Annotated in this window: 17 protein-coding genes and 1 tRNA gene; 11 read left to right on the top strand and 7 right to left on the bottom strand. The window is 62.8% G+C overall.

The genetic code is table 11. The annotated features are described in order from the left end of the window. The first annotated feature begins 9 nt into the window (after positions 1-9). Both LB533_RS11480 and LB533_RS11475 read left to right on the top strand, forming a co-directional pair. Positions 10-444 carry a type II secretion system protein gene (locus tag LB533_RS11480; RefSeq protein WP_224677198.1) on the top strand — a complete coding sequence of 145 codons (435 nt, stop codon included), beginning with the start codon at positions 10-12 and terminating at the stop codon, positions 442-444. Continuing rightward, positions 444-1,394: a sterol desaturase family protein gene (locus tag LB533_RS11475; protein WP_140638941.1), complete on the top strand. Its 951-nt coding sequence runs from the start codon at positions 444-446 to the stop codon at positions 1,392-1,394. The genes LB533_RS11480 and LB533_RS11475 overlap by 1 nt, the downstream gene beginning before the upstream one ends. A gap of 17 nt (positions 1,395-1,411) precedes the next feature. Here LB533_RS11475 and LB533_RS11470 read toward each other — a convergent pair whose 3' ends face one another. The 5 genes from LB533_RS11470 to LB533_RS11450 form a co-directional block, all read right to left on the bottom strand. Further along, a complete protein-coding gene (locus tag LB533_RS11470) occupies positions 1,412-1,744 on the bottom strand; it encodes a type II toxin-antitoxin system RelE/ParE family toxin (protein ID WP_140638940.1) in 333 nt (110 codons plus the stop codon). After that, positions 1,728-2,018, bottom strand: coding sequence for a type II toxin-antitoxin system ParD family antitoxin (locus LB533_RS11465; protein ID WP_224677197.1), 291 nt, complete (start codon positions 2,016-2,018; stop codon positions 1,728-1,730). The genes LB533_RS11470 and LB533_RS11465 overlap by 17 nt, the downstream gene beginning before the upstream one ends. A gap of 72 nt (positions 2,019-2,090) precedes the next feature. After that, positions 2,091-3,503, bottom strand: coding sequence for a methylenetetrahydrofolate--tRNA-(uracil(54)-C(5))-methyltransferase (FADH(2)-oxidizing) TrmFO (trmFO, locus tag LB533_RS11460; RefSeq protein ID WP_224677196.1), 1,413 nt, complete (start codon positions 3,501-3,503; stop codon positions 2,091-2,093). A gap of 569 nt (positions 3,504-4,072) precedes the next feature. After that, positions 4,073-4,213, bottom strand: coding sequence for a DUF1127 domain-containing protein (locus tag LB533_RS11455; RefSeq protein ID WP_013531314.1), 141 nt, complete (start codon positions 4,211-4,213; stop codon positions 4,073-4,075). A 48-nt stretch (positions 4,214-4,261) separates the two neighbouring features. Continuing rightward, positions 4,262-4,402: a DUF1127 domain-containing protein gene (locus LB533_RS11450; protein WP_013531315.1), complete on the bottom strand. Its 141-nt coding sequence runs from the start codon at positions 4,400-4,402 to the stop codon at positions 4,262-4,264. A gap of 235 nt (positions 4,403-4,637) precedes the next feature. Here LB533_RS11450 and LB533_RS11445 point away from each other — a divergent pair, with 235 nt between their 5' ends. Genes LB533_RS11445 through LB533_RS11435 form a run of 3 tightly spaced genes read left to right on the top strand, consistent with a single transcriptional unit; the run spans position 4,638 to position 6,761 of the window. Next, a complete protein-coding gene (locus tag LB533_RS11445) occupies positions 4,638-5,756 on the top strand; it encodes a DUF2157 domain-containing protein (protein ID WP_224677195.1) in 1,119 nt (372 codons plus the stop codon). Then, positions 5,753-6,337 (top strand): GDYXXLXY domain-containing protein, encoded by a 585-nt coding sequence (locus LB533_RS11440; RefSeq protein WP_224677194.1) that lies wholly within the window; start codon positions 5,753-5,755, stop codon positions 6,335-6,337. Before LB533_RS11445 ends, LB533_RS11440 begins: the two co-directional genes overlap by 4 nt. 13 nt (positions 6,338-6,350) lie before the next feature. Continuing rightward, entirely contained in the window at positions 6,351-6,761 is a 411-nt protein-coding gene (locus LB533_RS11435; RefSeq protein WP_224677193.1) for a hypothetical protein, read from the top strand. A gap of 67 nt (positions 6,762-6,828) precedes the next feature. On the opposite strand, the gene LB533_RS11430 is transcribed toward LB533_RS11435, so the two are convergent. Continuing rightward, positions 6,829-6,913: transfer RNA gene (locus LB533_RS11430), tRNA-Leu, on the bottom strand. 476 nt (positions 6,914-7,389) lie between these two features. Between LB533_RS11430 and tig the strand changes: the two genes are divergently transcribed. Both tig and LB533_RS11420 read left to right on the top strand, forming a co-directional pair. Beyond that, a complete protein-coding gene (tig, locus tag LB533_RS11425; RefSeq protein WP_224677192.1) occupies positions 7,390-8,865 on the top strand; it encodes a trigger factor in 1,476 nt (491 codons plus the stop codon). A gap of 163 nt (positions 8,866-9,028) precedes the next feature. Continuing rightward, a complete protein-coding gene (locus tag LB533_RS11420) occupies positions 9,029-9,547 on the top strand; it encodes a hypothetical protein (RefSeq protein ID WP_224677191.1) in 519 nt (172 codons plus the stop codon). A gap of 44 nt (positions 9,548-9,591) precedes the next feature. On the opposite strand, the gene LB533_RS11415 is transcribed toward LB533_RS11420, so the two are convergent. Next, positions 9,592-10,272 carry a GntR family transcriptional regulator gene (locus tag LB533_RS11415; RefSeq protein WP_140638934.1) on the bottom strand — a complete coding sequence of 227 codons (681 nt, stop codon included), beginning with the start codon at positions 10,270-10,272 and terminating at the stop codon, positions 9,592-9,594. 216 nt (positions 10,273-10,488) lie between these two features. Between LB533_RS11415 and LB533_RS11410 the strand changes: the two genes are divergently transcribed. The 4 genes from LB533_RS11410 (at position 10,489) to LB533_RS11395 (ending at position 16,117) form a co-directional block, all read left to right on the top strand. Further along, a complete protein-coding gene (locus LB533_RS11410; protein WP_224677190.1) occupies positions 10,489-11,616 on the top strand; it encodes a sugar ABC transporter substrate-binding protein in 1,128 nt (375 codons plus the stop codon). 76 nt (positions 11,617-11,692) lie between these two features. After that, positions 11,693-13,234: a sugar ABC transporter ATP-binding protein gene (locus tag LB533_RS11405; RefSeq protein ID WP_224677328.1), complete on the top strand. Its 1,542-nt coding sequence runs from the start codon at positions 11,693-11,695 to the stop codon at positions 13,232-13,234. Next, complete coding sequence (locus LB533_RS11400) at positions 13,231-15,297, top strand: ABC transporter permease (protein WP_224677189.1); 2,067 nt, start codon at positions 13,231-13,233, stop codon at positions 15,295-15,297. Before LB533_RS11405 ends, LB533_RS11400 begins: the two co-directional genes overlap by 4 nt. Positions 15,298-15,310: 13 nt before the next feature. Further along, positions 15,311-16,117 (top strand): SDR family oxidoreductase, encoded by an 807-nt coding sequence (locus LB533_RS11395; RefSeq protein WP_224677188.1) that lies wholly within the window; start codon positions 15,311-15,313, stop codon positions 16,115-16,117. The last annotated feature ends 6 nt before the right edge of the window (positions 16,118-16,123 follow it).

Below are 16,123 nucleotides of genomic sequence, written 5' to 3'. Positions count from 1 at the left end.
TGCCTGTCCATGAGCCTGCCCGTGCTGGTCGTGATCGTCGTATTCGGCATCGCGCTGTCGGTCGCCGCCGTTCATTTCACCGGCGGCAGCCGCAAGGCCAGGCTGGCCGATGCGGAGCAGGCGCGAGAGCGTTTTGCCGAGGATTTTCCAGATGAACCGGCGGCAGCCATCCACCTCACAACCGACGGTCGGACCGCGTTCCTGGAACTCGGGCGAGGGCGCCTTGGCATCGTGCAGACCATCGGGGACTGTTTCCTGACGCGGATCGTCACGCCGCGCGATGTATTGGCGTGGAGTGACGATAGTGCCGGCACGATTGCGCTGCGCCTTGCCGATTTCACCTGGAAAGGCGGCCGCTTCACTTTCGCAAACGCTGCCGACGCGCATGCTGTGCTTAGAGTTCTTCAGCCGCAGCATCCTCGTTCGACCAGGGAGGCCGCGTAATGGGCGATTACAATTTTCCGCAGGTTACCCAACTCGCCATCCCGTTCTTCGTTGCCGCGATCCTGATCGAGCTGTGGCTGGTGCGTACCGGCCGGGCCAAGGGCTCGTTCGAGACGCGCGACACGCTGACCAGCCTGATGATGGGCACCGGCAATGTCGTCGCCGGGCTGCTGCTCGGCGTCGTCTCCTACTGGGCGCTGCTGTGGCTCTGGCAATTCCGGTTGTTCAATCTCGGCCTGTCGTTCTGGGTGTTCCTGGCCGCTTTTCTGCTCGATGACCTGCGCTACTACATCTACCACCGCATTGCGCACCGGGTGCGCTGGGTGTGGGCCGAGCACGTCAACCACCATTCCAGCCAGCACTACAATCTGTCGACGGCACTCAGGCAGAGCTGGACGGGCCTGTTCACCTTCATGTTCGTGCTGCAGGCGCCGCTGGTGCTGCTCGGTTTCCATCCGGCGGTGATTGCCTTCACCTTCGGCTTCAATCTGGTCTGGCAGTTCTGGATACACACCGAGACGATCGGCAAGATGTGGGGCTGGTTCGAATTCATCTTCAACACGCCGTCGCATCACCGCGTCCACCACGCCACCAATCCTCGCTATCTCGACGCCAACTATGCCGGCACGCTGATCATCTGGGATCGCATGTTCGGCACCTTCGTTCCGGAATTGGAGGAAGACCGGCCGCGCTACGGCATCGTCAAGAATCTAGGCACCTTCAATCCGCTGAAAGTGGCGTTCCATGAATGGATCGGCATGTTCCGGGATGCGCTGATGCCGGGGTTGGGCCTTGGGGACCGTCTGAACTATCTGATCAAGCCGCCAGGTTGGAGCCATGACGGCTCGCGCGAAACGTCGGAAAGCCTGAAAGCAGCCTATGTCAGGAGAAACCCGGGTGAGGCAGGTCGGCCAGGGTTACCGATGGCGGTTACCGAGCCGGCGGAGTAGATGTTTCGTCGCGGCAGCTAAGAAGGGTCACTCGAACCGCCGTCGCGCATCAATGTCTCGTAATCGCGGCCGCCATAGAAGATATTGACGATGCTGATGACATCACTCTCGATCACGTAGGCGATGACGGCGGAGTGCTCGAACGGGACGGTTCGCAGTCCCGGTGCCATGTCGTCGCGCGAGCGACCACCGCGAGGTGCATTGCCGATGTTGTGGCAGCGGTCTTCGATGCGCAGAACGAACCTCAGCGCTACATCCGGATTCCCGCCAGCTTCGACGATGTGTTTGAAAATGTTGGCAAGATCGTTGTTGGCACTTTCGCGATACTCGACTTCAAGCCGCCGAATCATCGGCACGGCTCGAATATTGCTCAGCCAATTTCTTAAGCCGGTCGCGAATCTGCTCTCCGGAAAGGTTCGGTCTCGTGTCCTCGATCGAAGCCTTCACCCGCGCCCGGATCGACGCCATCCGCTCGGCGTGTTCCTCCTCTTCGCGCTGGAAGGCGCGGAGTGCTGCACGGATGACTTCGCTTGCCGAGCCGAAAGAACCGTCATCGACCCTTTCGCGGATCATGCGCGCCATGGCGGGCGTTACGGTGATGGAAAGTTTCTCGGCGGCTTCCATTGGTCGGCTCCCGGGCGAAAAGTGGGATACTATACTACTTTACGTCCTGATCCAATCCGAACGAGCACCCCGTTACTCTGCCGCTTGGGCCGTCTCGGACGGTAGTCCCAGCCATTGCCGACAGTCAGCCCGCGCACGCGACGTGATCGCATGGCGCTTGGCTGATGTCTTGTCCTTGCCGCGCAGGCGCTTGCCGTCGGCCTTTGGCGCTTCCACCGGTGGGAACAGGCCGAAATTGACGTTCATCGGCTGGAAAGAGCGCTTTCCCGGCTCATCATCCGAAACAATATGACCGCCGGTGATGTGGTTGAGCAGTGCTCCGAACGCCGTGGTGAGTGGCGGCAGCGACGGCGCGTGGCCGAGCCGCTCGGCGGCGGCGAAACGGCCGGCGAGCAGGCCGATGGCGGCGCTTTCGACATAGCCCTCGCAGCCGGTGATCTGGCCGGCGAAACGCAGGCCCTGGCGCGACTTCAGCTGCAGCGAGCCGTCGAGCAAGGTCGGCGAGTTGATGTAGGTGTTGCGATGGAGGCCGCCGAGGCGGGCGAATTCGGCGTTCTCCAAGCCAGGAATCGTGCGGAAAATGCGCACCTGCTCGGCATGCTTCAATTTGGTCTGAAAGCCGACCATGTTGTAGAGCGTGCCCAGCGCATTGTCCTGCCGCAGTTGCACGACGGCGTAGGCCTTGATAGTCGGATTGTGCGCGTTGGTGAGGCCCATCGGCTTCATCGGCCCGTAGCGCAGCGTCTCGACGCCACGCTCGGCCATGATCTCGATCGGCAGGCAGCCGTCGAAATAGGGCGTGCCTTCCCATTGCTTGAATTCTGTTTTCTGGCCCTCCACCAGTGCCTGCACGAAGGCAAGATACTGGTCCTTGTCCAGGGGACAGTTGATGTAGTCCTTGCCGGTGCCGCCGGGCCCGACCTTGTCGTAGCGGGACTGGAACCAGCAGGTGTCCATGTCGATCGTGTCGAAATGGATGATGGGCGCGATCGCATCGAAGAAGGCGAGCGCATCGGCGCCCGTCGCTTCGGCAATCGACTGTGCGAGCGAGGGTGCGGTCAGCGGGCCGGTGGCGATGATGGCCTGATCCCATTCGACCGGCGGCAAGCCGGAAACTTCCTCGCGCTGGATGGAGATCAGCGGATGTGCCTCGATCCTGGCCGTCACCGCGTCGGAAAATCCGTCGCGGTCCACGGCCAGCGCGCCGCCGGCCGGCACCTGGTTGGCGTCGCCGGCGCTCATGATCAGGGAGCCGGCCAGCCGCATTTCGGCATGCAAAAGACCGACGGCGTTGTTCTCGGCGTCGTCGGAGCGGAAGGAATTGGAGCAGACGAGTTCGGCCAGGCCGTCGGTCTTGTGCGCCTCGGTACCGCGAACGGGCCGCATTTCGTGCAGCACAACGGGAACGCCGGCTTGCGCCGCCTGCCATGCGGCTTCGGATCCGGCGAGGCCGCCGCCGACGATGTGGATGGGATTTTTGCTCATGAGCGCCGGAATAATCGCTTGGGGGAACGATTGCAATTGCCGCGCTGAGGCGACGTGGCCGTGACGGCGAAAGTTGCCTCTGAAAACAACAACACCCGCCGGGGGAGGAGGTCCGGCGGGTGTCGTTTTGGGGGTCGACCCTCGGGAGGAGGTGAAGGCCGACCGTATTCGTCATCGCCGGGGAGGAGGTCGGCTCTGACGAAATTCTTTTTGCCATTTTGAAAGGGGGCAAAGCCCTCTGGAGCAAAATTCATTTTGCTCCGGGAAACAACGCCCGCCGCGGGAGGAGGTGCGGCGGGCGCCGTTTGGGTGGCCAACCTTCGGAGGAGGTGAAGGTCGACCGTATTCGTCATCGCCGGGGAGGAGGTCGGCTTTGACGAAATTCTTTTCGCCATTTGGAAGAGGGGCGAAACCTCCAGAGCAAAATTCCTTTTGCTCCGAGGAAACAACGCCCGCCGCGGGAGGAGGTGCGGCGGGCGCCGTTTTGGTGGTCAACCCTTGGGAGGAGGTAAGGGGTGACCGTATTCGTCAGGGTCGGGGAGGAGGTCGACCCTGGCGAAATTCCGTTGTTAGATCGCCTGGCGGGCGATGATCTTGATTTCGTCGCGGACGATGCCGAGATCATGCAGCTGGCGGTTGGAAAGGCGACCCAGCTCGGTAACCGTCTCGCGATAAACGCGCCAGTTACGATAGTTGCGGATCAGGTTCATTGTCATGCTCTTCTCAAAACTGGTTCGGACCATTCGCGGTCCGAAGGATTAGACCGCCTTGCGAGCGACGTAAGGAATGTCGCTGCGGCTGATGCCGAGGTCGGTCAGTTCACGGTTGCTCAGGCGGCTCAGCTCGGAAACGGTGTCCCGGTAGCGGCGCCAGTTGCGGTAGTTGCGGATCAGGTTCATGGTATTTCTCGTTTCGTCTTTTCTTGCGGATCATTCCGTTTGTGTACAAACCATAAATAGGCGGGCCCATATCGATTTAAAAGCGCTATGGCTGCATGGCAGCAATGCAAATTGTGCAATGCAACATTAACAAGCCTTCACGGACCTGACACAAAGAAGCCAGAATCAGAAAGTGCCGTGACGTCAACGGTTTGGCAGCTCCAGCTGAAAAACCGACCAAGCAGCGGGGGAAGGCATGGCGGGCTACGCGACACGGGTCAGGTTGGACATTGCGCGATGGCTCGAGGCCGGACTGATCGACGCCCCGACGGCCGATGCATTGAGGCGCGATGTCGAGATCAACGCGCGCCAGTCATTGAGCTTCGGTTCGATCCTGGCGATGATGGCCGCGCTCCTGTTCGGCGCGGCCATCCTGATCTTCATCGCCGCCAACTGGGAAGCCATTCCGCGGCTGGCGCGCGTTGCCGCGCTCTTTGCTGTCATCCTTGGCGGCTATGTCGGCGGTGCGGTGCTGAAAACCCGCGACCATGCGGCGATCGGCGAGGCGTTGTGGATCGTGGCGGCGGCTGCTTTCGGCGGTTCGATCGCGCTGATAGGCCAGATGTACCATCTGTCGGGGGACGAGGCCTCGGCCTTGATCACCTGGGGCGCCGGAACCGCATTGGCGGCGGTGGCGCTGCGGTCCAACCCGCTGACCGTCGCTGCGGTCGGCATCGCCGATGCCTGGCTGTTCCTGAAAGGGTTCGACTATTTCAACCGCAGCCAGTTTCCGCATCTCTTCCTCGTCATGGCGATCGTGCTGTTTGCCGTCTCGTTCTGGACCCGCAGCCAGGCGGCGCGGCACCTGATCATCCTGTCTCTGCTCTTCTATCTTGTGCTGGTCGCCGTGGATCACGAGACGCTGCCGGTGGCGATCCCGCTGGTCATCGTGTCTGTATTGTTGTTCGTGGCTTCCGTCTTCGCGCCGGAACCGGTCGACAGGATCGTGCAGCTTGGCGGCCGCTTGCCGCTACATGCGCTGCTTGGCTTCCTCACCGGCCTGGCCATCATCCAGTTCGAACTGGCCGACGAAAGCAGCTACAACAGCGGTTTCGCCATTGCCTCGGTCGTCGCGCTGGCCGGCATCGTCGCCGCCATTGTGCTCGCAGGGCGTGAAAGCCGTGGCCTGCGCTGGCTTGCCTATCTCGGTTTCGCCTTCGAACTCGCCATGATCTATGTCGTAACTCTGCAGTCGATGCTCGACACGGCCGGCTTCTTCCTTGCCGCGGCGGTGCTGCTTGGCATCCTGGCGATCGTCATCATCCGCGTGGAGAAACGCATGAAGGATCCCGCCACCGGAGGAGCCACGGCATGATGACCGGGAAGAGGCTTGTTATCTCGGCGCTGGTGCTGGCGCTTGTCCAGATCGGCTTCTTGGGGTGGATCATCGCCGGCCGGGCGGCGATCCTGCGCAGCGGCAAGGAAGTGCTGCTGAAGATCGAGCCTGTCGATCCGCGCGACCTGCTGCGCGGCGACTATGTCATGCTCGCCTACGAGATCTCGCGCATACCCGTGACGATGATCGCCAACATCCCGGCCGGAAAACTTTCCAGCGACGACACCTCGATCGTCGTCCGCCTGAAGAAGAACGCCGACGGCTACTGGACGCCGAGCGCCGCCTGGTTCGGCGCCGCGCCGACACCGGCCGGTGCCAACGAGGCCGATATTCGCGGTCATGTCGCAGAAGGTTGGGATCTTCGCGGCGAGGGAATGACGATCGCGCCGGATTACGGCATCGAACGGTTCTACCTGCCGGAAGGCGAGGGGATGGCAATCCAGAACGACATGCGGGTGCGCCCGTTCGGGATCCGTCTTGCGCTGGCCAGCGACGGCACCGCCCAGATCAAGGCGCTGGTGGATGGCGACAAGACGCTGTTTCAGGAGCCGCTATATTAAGGTGTGCTACGGGGTGGCCGCCATCCACAGCTTGAAGAGCGAAGGGCGGCGCGGCCCCGAAGCTCACGCCTTGGAGTGGCTGGAACGTCCTGAACGTCGATCGATCCCAGGGCCATTTCCGGCATTCGCGTCTCGCCACTGGATTGTGTTGCGTGGTGGGTATATTCTCCACGATGGCAGTGGCATTCAGAAAGATGGAAAGCCCATGGCGACGGGGTACTTGGACCACCAGTTGGAGTGCCCCTTTTGCGGCACGATAAGACTGCGGATTCCTGCCGATGCCGAACCTTCGACGAGCATCAAGTGCGACGACTGCGGTCAGTATCTTGGTACATGGGACGAGCTGCAGGATGATTTCCAGCGCCAAGGTGGTAATGACGGCATCTTCCGCCTCGACAAGGGTCGCATCAAGAAGCTCGCCTAAGACGGTTTCCTGATTTTTTGCCGGGCGCCGCGGACTAGCCGCGAAACATTGTCTTGCCGGCATTCAGTGGTGCGCGTGAAGGGACTCGAACCCCCAAGCCTTGCGGCGGCAGGACCTAAACCTGCTGTGTCTACCAGTTCCACCACACGCGCCTCAGGCGGGCTGTAGCAGAGCCTCGGCGGACTTGTCGAGGTCTTTGGGAGTGAGGTGGAATACCGCATCGTCCTTTGAATATCGCGGCAGCCGCCGGCCCCGACTTGAAGGTCTGGCAATTCCGCCACGCCCGCATGGACCGGCGATCCCATTAGCCATCATTCTGTCAATGTCAGGGCCGAAATGATGGTTATTCGCCTAAACGCGAAGATGGTTGAAAATTGGCCTCGCCTGTGACAAAAGGCGTGTCGAATGTGACGGGACGCGACGATCCGCTTCTGCAAAATGTGATAAGAAGTAGGAAAAACAAAGACTTATTCACATTTTGGAACGCAGTTTGGAAGAGTTTGAGCCGTATTTCCGGTCAAATCGCCAGGTTCCGTACCAAAAGCCATTCCCGGCAAGATTATACCGGCAGGCTGTGAACGGCGGAGAGCCGTTTGGCAGCCTCATTGGTGGAAACAAAGGTTTTACGATGCAGGTCACCGAAACACTCAATTCCGGTCTCAAGCGCGAGATCAAGATCACCGTGCCGGCTGGTGACATGGAAGCCAAGCTGATGGCGCGGTTGACCGACGCCAGGAACAAGGTTCGCATCAACGGCTTCCGTCCCGGCAAGGTGCCGGTGCAGCACCTGCGCAAGGTCTATGGCAAGTCGTTCATGGCCGAGGTGGTCAACGAGATCCTCAACGATTCGACCCGGTCGATCATTTCGGGCCGCGGCGAAAAAGCCGCCATGCAGCCCGAAGTCATCATGACCGAGGACGAGAAGGAAGCCGAGAAGATCCTGGCCGGCGGCGCCGACTTCGAATTCCGCCTCAATTACGAGATCATCCCGGCCATCGAGATCAAGGATTTTTCCGACATCAAGGTGACACGCCAGGTGTTCGACGTGCCTGAGGCCGAGATCGACGAGCAGGTCAAGCGCGTCGCTGAATCGGCGCGCAGCTACGAGCCGAAGACCGGCAAGGCGGCCGAAGGCGACCGCGTCAGCATCGACTATGTCGGCAAGATCGATGGCGAGGCCTTTGCCGGCGGCGCCGGCACCGATCAGCCGCTGGTGCTTGGCTCCAAGGAATTCATTCCGGGCTTCGAGGATCAGCTCATCGGCAGCAAGGCCGGCGACGAGAAGCAGGTCACCGTGACCTTCCCGGAAAACTACCAGGCGGCGCATCTGGCCGGCAAGGAAGCGACCTTCGACGTCACGGTCAAGGAAGTGTCTAAGCCGGGTGAGTTGGAAATCAATGACGAGACCGCGAAGAATCTCGGTCTGGAGTCGCTGGAACGCCTGCGCGAGATCGTGCGCGGCCAGATAGAGAGCCAGTTCGGCTCGATGACGCGCCAGAAGGTCAAGCGCCAGCTGCTCGACCAGCTCGACGCGGCCTATTCGTTCGAGGCGCCATCGAAGCTCGTCGAGGCCGAGTTCAACAACATCTGGGCGCAGGTCAACCGCGATCTGGAAGCGGCCGGCCGCACCTTCGCCGATGAAGAGACGACCGAGGAAGAAGCCCGCGCCGAATATATGCGGCTCGCCGAGCGCCGCGTGCGCCTTGGCCTCGTGCTGGCCGAGATCGGCGAGAAGGCCGGGGTCACCGTGTCGGACGAGGAATTGCAGCGCGGCCTGTTCGAGCAGGTTCGTCGCTTTCCGGCCAACCAGCAGCAGGAAGCCTTCGAGTTCTACCGCAACAATCCCGAGGCGCTGAATGCGCTGCGCGCGCCGATGTTCGAGGAGAAGGTGGTCGATCACCTGCTCGGGCAGATCTCGGTCACCGACGTCAAGGTCAGCAAGGAAGAGCTGATGGCCGACGACGAGGAAGCCGAGACCGCGACCAAGGCGAAGCCGGCGAAGAAGGCCGCGTCGAAGAAGACTGAAGACAAGAAGAGCGACGACACGGAAGAGCCGAAGAAGAAGGCAGCGCCGAAGAAGAAGGCCGCCAAGGACGCCGAATAAGTCCCGACTTGATGGAACTGACGAAGGCCGCCCCTCGAGGCGGCCTTTTTCGTTGCGAAACTGCAACAGCCAATCCGTTTCGCGGACGGTGACCATTGTCGATACCAAGCATTGATCACTATCTGCGCTCCTGCTGCAAACCACAGGGTTGTTGGAGGGGCGGTTGAGCCTATTCTTCGAAACGCGACGCGTCGTCGCCTTGGCGATCGTCCTGGCCTTTGCCTGCGATTTCGCCCAGGCCGATGCCGGCACCTGGCGCATCGGCACGGACGATGATGGCCTCGTCACGGCTTCGGTTCATGCCACCAACAAGCTGATCACCGGCGGTGGCGCCCTGAGCTATAGCCCGATCCTGACCATCGCCTGCCGCCCGGACAGCCAACCGCGCTGGACCGAATGGTTGCAATTGAACGACACCGTCACGGCCAATCGCAAGATCACCATGTCGGTCACCGTCGACGGCGACAACAAGTTCGACGAGAGCTGGTTGGTCGGCCCGCGCGGCCGCATGCTGGTGCGCGATGGCGCCGACGGCATAAAGCGCCTTGCCGCCGCGAACCGGCTCCAGCTTTCGTGGCGCTTCGGGCTGCTGTCGGGACGCGGCCAGGCCGATTTCGACCTGGCCGGATTCGATGAAGCGGTCAGCCAGCTTGCCGGCAGTTGCAACACCTCTATGCCTTGAACGTGTCCGCTGCGCGCTTTGGGCGCCGACGGAACTCATTTGGGCTATTTCAGCAGACCGACCAGAACGTCGAAGGCGGCGTCGATGTCGGCGCGGACCGCGGCCTTGACCGCTTCCGCGTCCCGGTCGCGCAACGCGGCGAACATCTTTTGATGGTGCGCGTTGGCGGTCGAGTAGTTTCCGGAATCATGCAGCATGTTGAAATAAGGACTGATCTGCAGCCACAGGTTCTCGATGATGTTGAGGATGTTCTCGGAGCCGGCCGCCCGGTAGATGGAAAAATGAAAGGCGTAGTTGGCGCGCAGATAGGACTTGACGTCTCCCGCCGCATTGGCCTGTTCGAGCGCGTCCAGATGCTGGCGCAACCGGGCGATAGCCTGGTCGTCCATGCGCTCGGCTGCCCATGCAGCGGCGATCGCCTCGATCTCGAAGCGGACGTTTCTCAGATCGACGAGGCGTGTGCGGCTGAGTGCGGGAATGCCGATCGAGCGGCCTGAAACCACCATCAGCGCGTTGGCGGCGGTCAGCCGCCGCAGCGCCTCCCTGACCGGCATCGGGCTGACGCCGAAAGCATCGGCAAGGCTTTGCACCGTTACCATCTCGCCCGGCACGATGCTGCCGTCGAGGATCAATTCGGTGACATGGCGATAGACCCTGTCCTGCAAGGTCTCCTTGGACAGGGGCGCGATCTCGACACCCGGCTTTCTGAACGCCGCTCCAGCCATCTCCCCTCAACCTTCCCGCGCAAGCTGCGCCATGACCCGTATCCGGAATGCAGGCTTCCGGCTGCGGCGTCAAGCGCCCCGGCCGTCGCCTTGTCATGAGCATATTTCATCATTGATCTTTGATCAAATGATGATACGCTTGGGATATCGGATGGCAAGGTCACGTCTCGTGCCCTTGGGAGGCATCCGATCGTTCGGATCGGGAGGAGTTTCATAATGGGTATCGGATTGAAAGCCCGGCGGCTTGCGCTGCTGGCCGGCATGGCTGCCTGCGCCTTTGGCATGTCCGCGGCCGAGGCCGCCGAAAGGCACAAGATATTTCTGAGCATGAGCTATATCGGCAACGATTGGCAGGCCGAGGCGGCCAACATGGTCAAGGCCATGGCCGCTCACAAAAGCCTTGCCGACAAGGTCGACCTGCAAGTCCAGGTCGCCGGGCCCAATGCGCAGCGCCAGATCCAGCAGATCAACGCCATGGTGCAAAGCGGCGCCGAGGCGATCGTCGTCTATCCGATCTCGCCGACCGCGCTCAATCAGGTCGTGAAGAATGCCTGCGACAAGGGGGTGAAGGTCTTCGCCTACGACGCCGAGATCACCGAGCCATGCGCTTACAATGTCCATATCGACCAGGAGGAGGCTGGCAGGGTGACAGCCGAATGGCTGGCCAAGAAGCTCAACGGCAAGGGCAACATCATCGCCGTGACCGGCGTTCCCGGCACTTCGGTCGATGACCTGCGCACCAAAGCTGCCAAGGCGGTCTTCGCCAAATATCCCGACATCAAGATCGTCGGCGAGGCGGTCGGCATGTGGAGCCAGGCCGTGGCACGCACCGAGCTTTCCAAGATTCTCGCCACGCGCAGTTGGGACGACATTAACGGGCTGTGGATGCAGGTGGGCTGCTTCACCGCCAATTCGATGCAGCTCGAGGCAGGCAGGAAAGCCAGCGCGCTTTTGCCTTGCGCCGGCGAAGGCTCCAATGGCGGCCGCATCCAGATGCTGCCGGAGGGCACCGAGGTCGAGGGTGCCGCTTCTCCCTACGCGCCACTCGGCGCGCCGCGCATTTCCTATGCCTCGCCGCCTTATTCCGGCGCGCTCGCCTTGAAGCTCGCCATCGAGGCGATCGAGGGCAAGGATGTGCCGAAAGCGACGATCCTGCCGCTGCCGATCGTCACCAACGAGACGATCAAGCTTTGCAACGAGGGCACCTGGGCGGAAATGAAGGCCGGATGCAACACCTTCAAGCCGTCGCTGGTTTCCAACCCAGGCTGGTTCGCGTCGATCTTCTCCGACCAGACGCCCGAGATCGGTCTCAACGCGGCGCTCGTCGGCCAACCCGAAGAGTAAGCTTCAGCAGTCCGTGCGCGTGGAGCGCTGTGTGGCTCCACGCGCATGCAGGCATGGCATGCCGGAACCGGGAATGATGACTTCAACAACGCATGTGCCGGCTATTGCCGTCAACGGCATACGCAAGGCGTTTGGGGCGACCGTCGCGCTCGACGACGTCTCTTTCGCGATCGCGCCCGGCAGCGTACACGCCTTGCTGGGAGAGAACGGCGCCGGCAAGTCGACGCTGGTCAAGCTCCTATCGGGACTGGTGCGGCCCGACCAAGGCCAGATCAGCATCCTTGGCGCGCCGGCCGCGCTCGGTTCGCCGCGCGCCGCGCACGACCGCGGGGTGCAGACGGCGTTCCAGGAGATGACGCTGGTCCGCGACCTTAGCGTTCTCGACAATATGCTGCTGCCCTATGCGCCATCCGGCCCGACCGGATTGATCAGGCGGTCGGTCGCGCGCAAGGCGGTCGGACGGCACATTGCCGATCTCGGTTTTTCGGTCGATCTCGATGCCGAGGTGGCGACGCTCGATCTCGCGGTCCGCCAGAAGATCGAGATCGCGCGCGCCGTCTACCGGAAGCCGCGCATCCTGCTGCTGGACGAGCCGACCTCGACGCTTTCGGGCGGCGACGTCGAATGGCTGGGAACGATCATCGCGCGGCTCAAGGCCGCCGGAACGACGGTCGTGTTCATTACCCACCGCATGCGCGAGGTGCGGGCGTTCTGCGATACGTTGACCATCCTGCGGAATGGCCGCCACATCGTCACGGCACCTGTGGCCGACATCTCGGACGAGGATGTGATCGAGAAGATCATCGGCCGCGCTCTCGCGCAGACCTTTCCGCCAAAGCCCGAGGGTGCGGCGGTCTTCGGTCCGCCGGTGCTCGGCGTACGCGATCTCAAGGCGGGCAGAAAACTCGACGGCGCCAGTTTCGACCTGCGCAAGGGCGAAATCGTCGGCATCGCCGGACTTCAGGGCATGGGCCAGCTAGACCTGTTCCTCGCCTGCTTCGGCATGGCCGAGATCCAACGCGGCCACGTCATGGTCGACGGCCGTAAAGTGTGGCTCGGCTCGCCGGCCGATGCGCTGAGGCCCAACATGGCGATCGGGCTGGTGCCGGAGGACCGCAAGACCGAAGGCCTGTTCCTGAAATTGTCGGGTCGGCAGAACGCATCGCTGCCGGTGGTCGGCCGCTTCACCCGGCTCGGCTTGATCCGCGAGGAAGAGGAAGCACGGGCCGTGCAGGCGGCCTTCTCGACGGTCGAGGTGGACAGGCGTGCGCTGTGGACAAGAGCAGGCGCCTTTTCCGGCGGCAACCAGCAGAAGATCGCCATCGCCAAATGGCTGGTTGCCGAAAGCCGCATCCTGCTGCTCTTCGACCCGACCCGCGGCATCGATGTGGGCACCAAGCACGAGCTCTACGTGATGATGCGCGACTATGTGGCGGCCGGCGGGTCGATCCTGCTGCATTCGACCGAAATTCCCGAACTCGTCCATCAATGCGACCGCGTGCTCGTTCTCTATGACGGACGGCTGGTGGCCGAGCTCGCCGGCGACGAGATCACCGAGAGCGCGATCATGCGGCCGGCGCTGGGACATGGCGGCAATATGCTGGAGGCAGCACAGTGAGCGCGGTCGGTTCGTTAACAACCGGACAGGCCGGATCCCTGGTGCGCCTTCTGGCGCGGCATCGCGGCGCCATTATCGCGGCGATCGTCTTTGCAGTGCTGCTCGTCGTCGTCGACCTGATCAGCGCCGGGCGGCTCACCTATTTCGATATCTCGTTCCTGTCGAGCGGCGGCGCCACCTCGGCGCTGGCGGCGATGGGCCAGACCATCGTCATCCTGTCCGGCGGCTTCGACCTGTCGGCGGGCGCCGTGGTTTCGCTGGTCAACGTAGTGTTGGCCACGTCGATGGATCCGATGGCGACCGGAACGAGCGTCTGGCTGTGGACGCTGGCCGGCATTGGCGTCGGCATGCTCGTCGGGGCATTCAACGGCTTCTTCATCGCGGTGCTGCGCATGCAGCCCATCGTCGTCACGCTGTCGACCATGTTCATCTTGCAAGGCATCACACTGCTGGTCATGGACAAGCCCGGCGGCTTCGTCTCGCCCGATCTCGGCACTTTCTATCTCGGCGATGCGATCCCGGGCTGGTTGCCCATGCCGCTGGTCGTCATCGGCGCGGTCCTGCTGGCATGGTTCTGGCTGAAGGGCACGCGGTTCGGTACGGCGCTCTACGCGGTCGGCAGCGATCCAGATGCCGCGGCCGCGGTCGGCGTGCGCGTCGTTCTCGTGCGCTTCCTCGTCTATGTCATCGCCGGCGGCTGCTACGGGCTTGCGGGCGTGTTCATCAGCGCCCAGACCGGCAGCGGCGATCCGCTCGTCGGCAATCCGCTGCTGTTGTCGATGTTCGCCGCCGTCGTGGTCGGCGGCACGCGGCTCGGCGGCGGGCAGGGCGGCCCCTTCGGCACCGTCTTCGGCGCCTATATCCTGATGATGGTCGTCAACGTCCTGCTCGTGCTCAACGTCTCGGCCTATTATTCGACCATTGCCGAGGGCACTATCCTGATCCTTGCCGTGCTCGCGGGCTCGCTGTCGCATGGCTCCGTCCTCGCCTACCAGGTCCGCGCCTTGCGCGCGCGGCTTGCCGCCTGGCGCGCCGGCATGCTGCCGTCACAACTCGATCCCCGCGACCGCAGGCTGCGCATCGCTCACAAAACGGCCGTTCCAGGACAGGCGCCCGGCTTTCGCGTGCGCAATGCCGAGGCGCTGCGCTACGCGCTGCCGGCCTATGTCTGCCTAGCCGTCGTCATGATCGTCACCCAGGTCTGGCTCGGCCGGGCCATCTTCAATCCCACCTACTGGAACTCGCTGTTCGTGCTGTCGAGTTTCCTTGCCGTGCTTGCGCTCGGGCAGGGCAGCGTCATCCTCACCGGCGGGCTCGACTTGTCGGTGCCGTGGACGATCGGCCTGTCGGGCATCCTCCTTGCCGGCTTGGTGAACGGATCGGACGCGGCACTCGTCTATGCGCTGCCGGTGGTGCTCGCCATCGCCTGTCTTATCGGACTGGCGAACGGCATCGGCATCGTTTTCCTCGGCATCTCACCGATCGTCATGACGCTCGCCACCAACGGCATCCTGCAAGGTTTCGCGCTTCTCTATTCGCAAGGCACGCCGGCCGGCTTCTCCTCGCCGATGCTGCGCTGGTTCATGACCGGCAAGATATGGGTGGTAACGCCCGTCGTGCCGTTCATGGTCGTCTTCGTGGCCCTTGCGGTGCTGCTGCTCGGTCGCACCGCCTTCGGCCGCAAGGTCTACGGCATCGGCAACAGCCCGCGCGCCGCCCAGCTTTCGGGCATTGCCGTCGGGCGGACGCTGATCTTCGTTTATATGCTGTCGGCGCTGTGCGCGGCGATCGTCGGCGTCATGCTGACCGGCTTTTCCGGCCAGGCCAGCCTCGGCATGGGCGACGACTATCTCCTGCCGTCCATCGCCGTTGTCGTGGTCGGCGGCGCGCTGATCACGGGCGGGCGCGGGCACTATCTCGGCATGCTCGGCGGCGTGCTGCTGCTGACGGCGCTGCAGATGCTGCTGGCCGGCACGACGCTGCCCTACGCCACACGGGCGATCCTGTTCGGGCTGGTGGTGCTCGGTGCCGTCATGGCGCTGCGCGAAAGACGCATTCAATGAAGGGAATGGAATGATGAGCACGAGCGCACCCAAATCGCCGGACGAATTCCTGGCAGGGCTCAAAGGGCAACGTGTCCTGGTAACGGCGGGCGCCGGCGGCATTGGCTTCGCCATTGCCGAAACACTGTCGCGGCTTGGTGCGCGCATCGTCGTGTGCGATGTATCCGACGAAGCCCTGGCGGCCGCTCCCAAGAAGATGACGCTTGTCGCGGCGGTCAAGGCCGACGTCTCGCGCGACGACGATGTCGACCGGCTGTTCGAGGCGGTGAAGGAGAAACTCGGCGGCCTCGACGCACTGATCAACAATGCCGGCATCGCCGGGCCGACCGGCGGCGTCGACGAAATCGATCCGGCCGACTGGCGGCGCTGTCTCGACATCGGCCTGACCGGCCAGTTCCTGTGCGCGCGGCGCGCGGTGCCACTCATCAAGGCGGCCGGCGGCGGTTCGATCGTCTCGATGTCGTCGGCGGCCGGGCGCCACGGCTATGCGTTCCGCACACCTTATTCTGCGGCCAAATTCGGCGTCATCGGCTTTACGCAGAGCCTCGCAAAGGAGCTCGGGCCGCACGGCATCAGGGTCAACGCCATCTTGCCGGGCATCATAGAGGGGCCGCGCATCGAGAGCGTCATCTCGGCACGCGCCAAACAGGTCGGCATCAGCCACCAGGAGATGACCGAACGCTATCTGCAGAACATCTCGTTGCGCCGCATGACCAGCCCGTATGACGTGGCGTCGATGGTCGCATTCCTGCTGTCCGACGCGGGCATCAACATTTCAGGCCAGTCGCTCGGCGTCGACGGCAACGTCGAAACGCTTTGAGGAGCA

This window comes from Mesorhizobium sp. BR1-1-13, from assembly GCF_020165515.1.
Classification (GTDB): Bacteria; Pseudomonadota; Alphaproteobacteria; order Rhizobiales; family Rhizobiaceae; genus Mesorhizobium.
The sequence above is the reverse complement of the archived record's forward strand: the minus strand, read 5'-3'. Positions and strand labels throughout refer to the sequence as shown.

Coding starts and splice junctions, on each gene's coding strand:
- LB533_RS11450 (WP_013531315.1), bottom strand. CDS start 4,402: ATGAACCTGATCCGCAACTACCGCAACTGGCGCCGCTACCGGGACACC.
- LB533_RS11410 (WP_224677190.1), top strand. CDS start 10,489: ATGGGTATCGGATTGAAAGCCCGGCGGCTTGCGCTGCTGGCCGGCATG.
- LB533_RS11405 (WP_224677328.1), top strand. CDS start 11,693: ATGACTTCAACAACGCATGTGCCGGCTATTGCCGTCAACGGCATACGC.
- LB533_RS11455 (WP_013531314.1), bottom strand. CDS start 4,213: ATGAACCTGATCCGCAACTATCGTAACTGGCGCGTTTATCGCGAGACG.
- tig (WP_224677192.1), top strand. CDS start 7,390: ATGCAGGTCACCGAAACACTCAATTCCGGTCTCAAGCGCGAGATCAAG.
- LB533_RS11470 (WP_140638940.1), bottom strand. CDS start 1,744: ATGATTCGGCGGCTTGAAGTCGAGTATCGCGAAAGTGCCAACAACGAT.
- LB533_RS11445 (WP_224677195.1), top strand. CDS start 4,638: ATGGCGGGCTACGCGACACGGGTCAGGTTGGACATTGCGCGATGGCTC.
- LB533_RS11440 (WP_224677194.1), top strand. CDS start 5,753: ATGATGACCGGGAAGAGGCTTGTTATCTCGGCGCTGGTGCTGGCGCTT.
- LB533_RS11395 (WP_224677188.1), top strand. CDS start 15,311: ATGAGCACGAGCGCACCCAAATCGCCGGACGAATTCCTGGCAGGGCTC.
- LB533_RS11475 (WP_140638941.1), top strand. CDS start 444: ATGGGCGATTACAATTTTCCGCAGGTTACCCAACTCGCCATCCCGTTC.
- trmFO (WP_224677196.1), bottom strand. CDS start 3,503: ATGAGCAAAAATCCCATCCACATCGTCGGCGGCGGCCTCGCCGGATCC.
- LB533_RS11480 (WP_224677198.1), top strand. CDS start 10: ATGAGCCTGCCCGTGCTGGTCGTGATCGTCGTATTCGGCATCGCGCTG.
- LB533_RS11465 (WP_224677197.1), bottom strand. CDS start 2,018: ATGGAAGCCGCCGAGAAACTTTCCATCACCGTAACGCCCGCCATGGCG.
- LB533_RS11415 (WP_140638934.1), bottom strand. CDS start 10,272: ATGGCTGGAGCGGCGTTCAGAAAGCCGGGTGTCGAGATCGCGCCCCTG.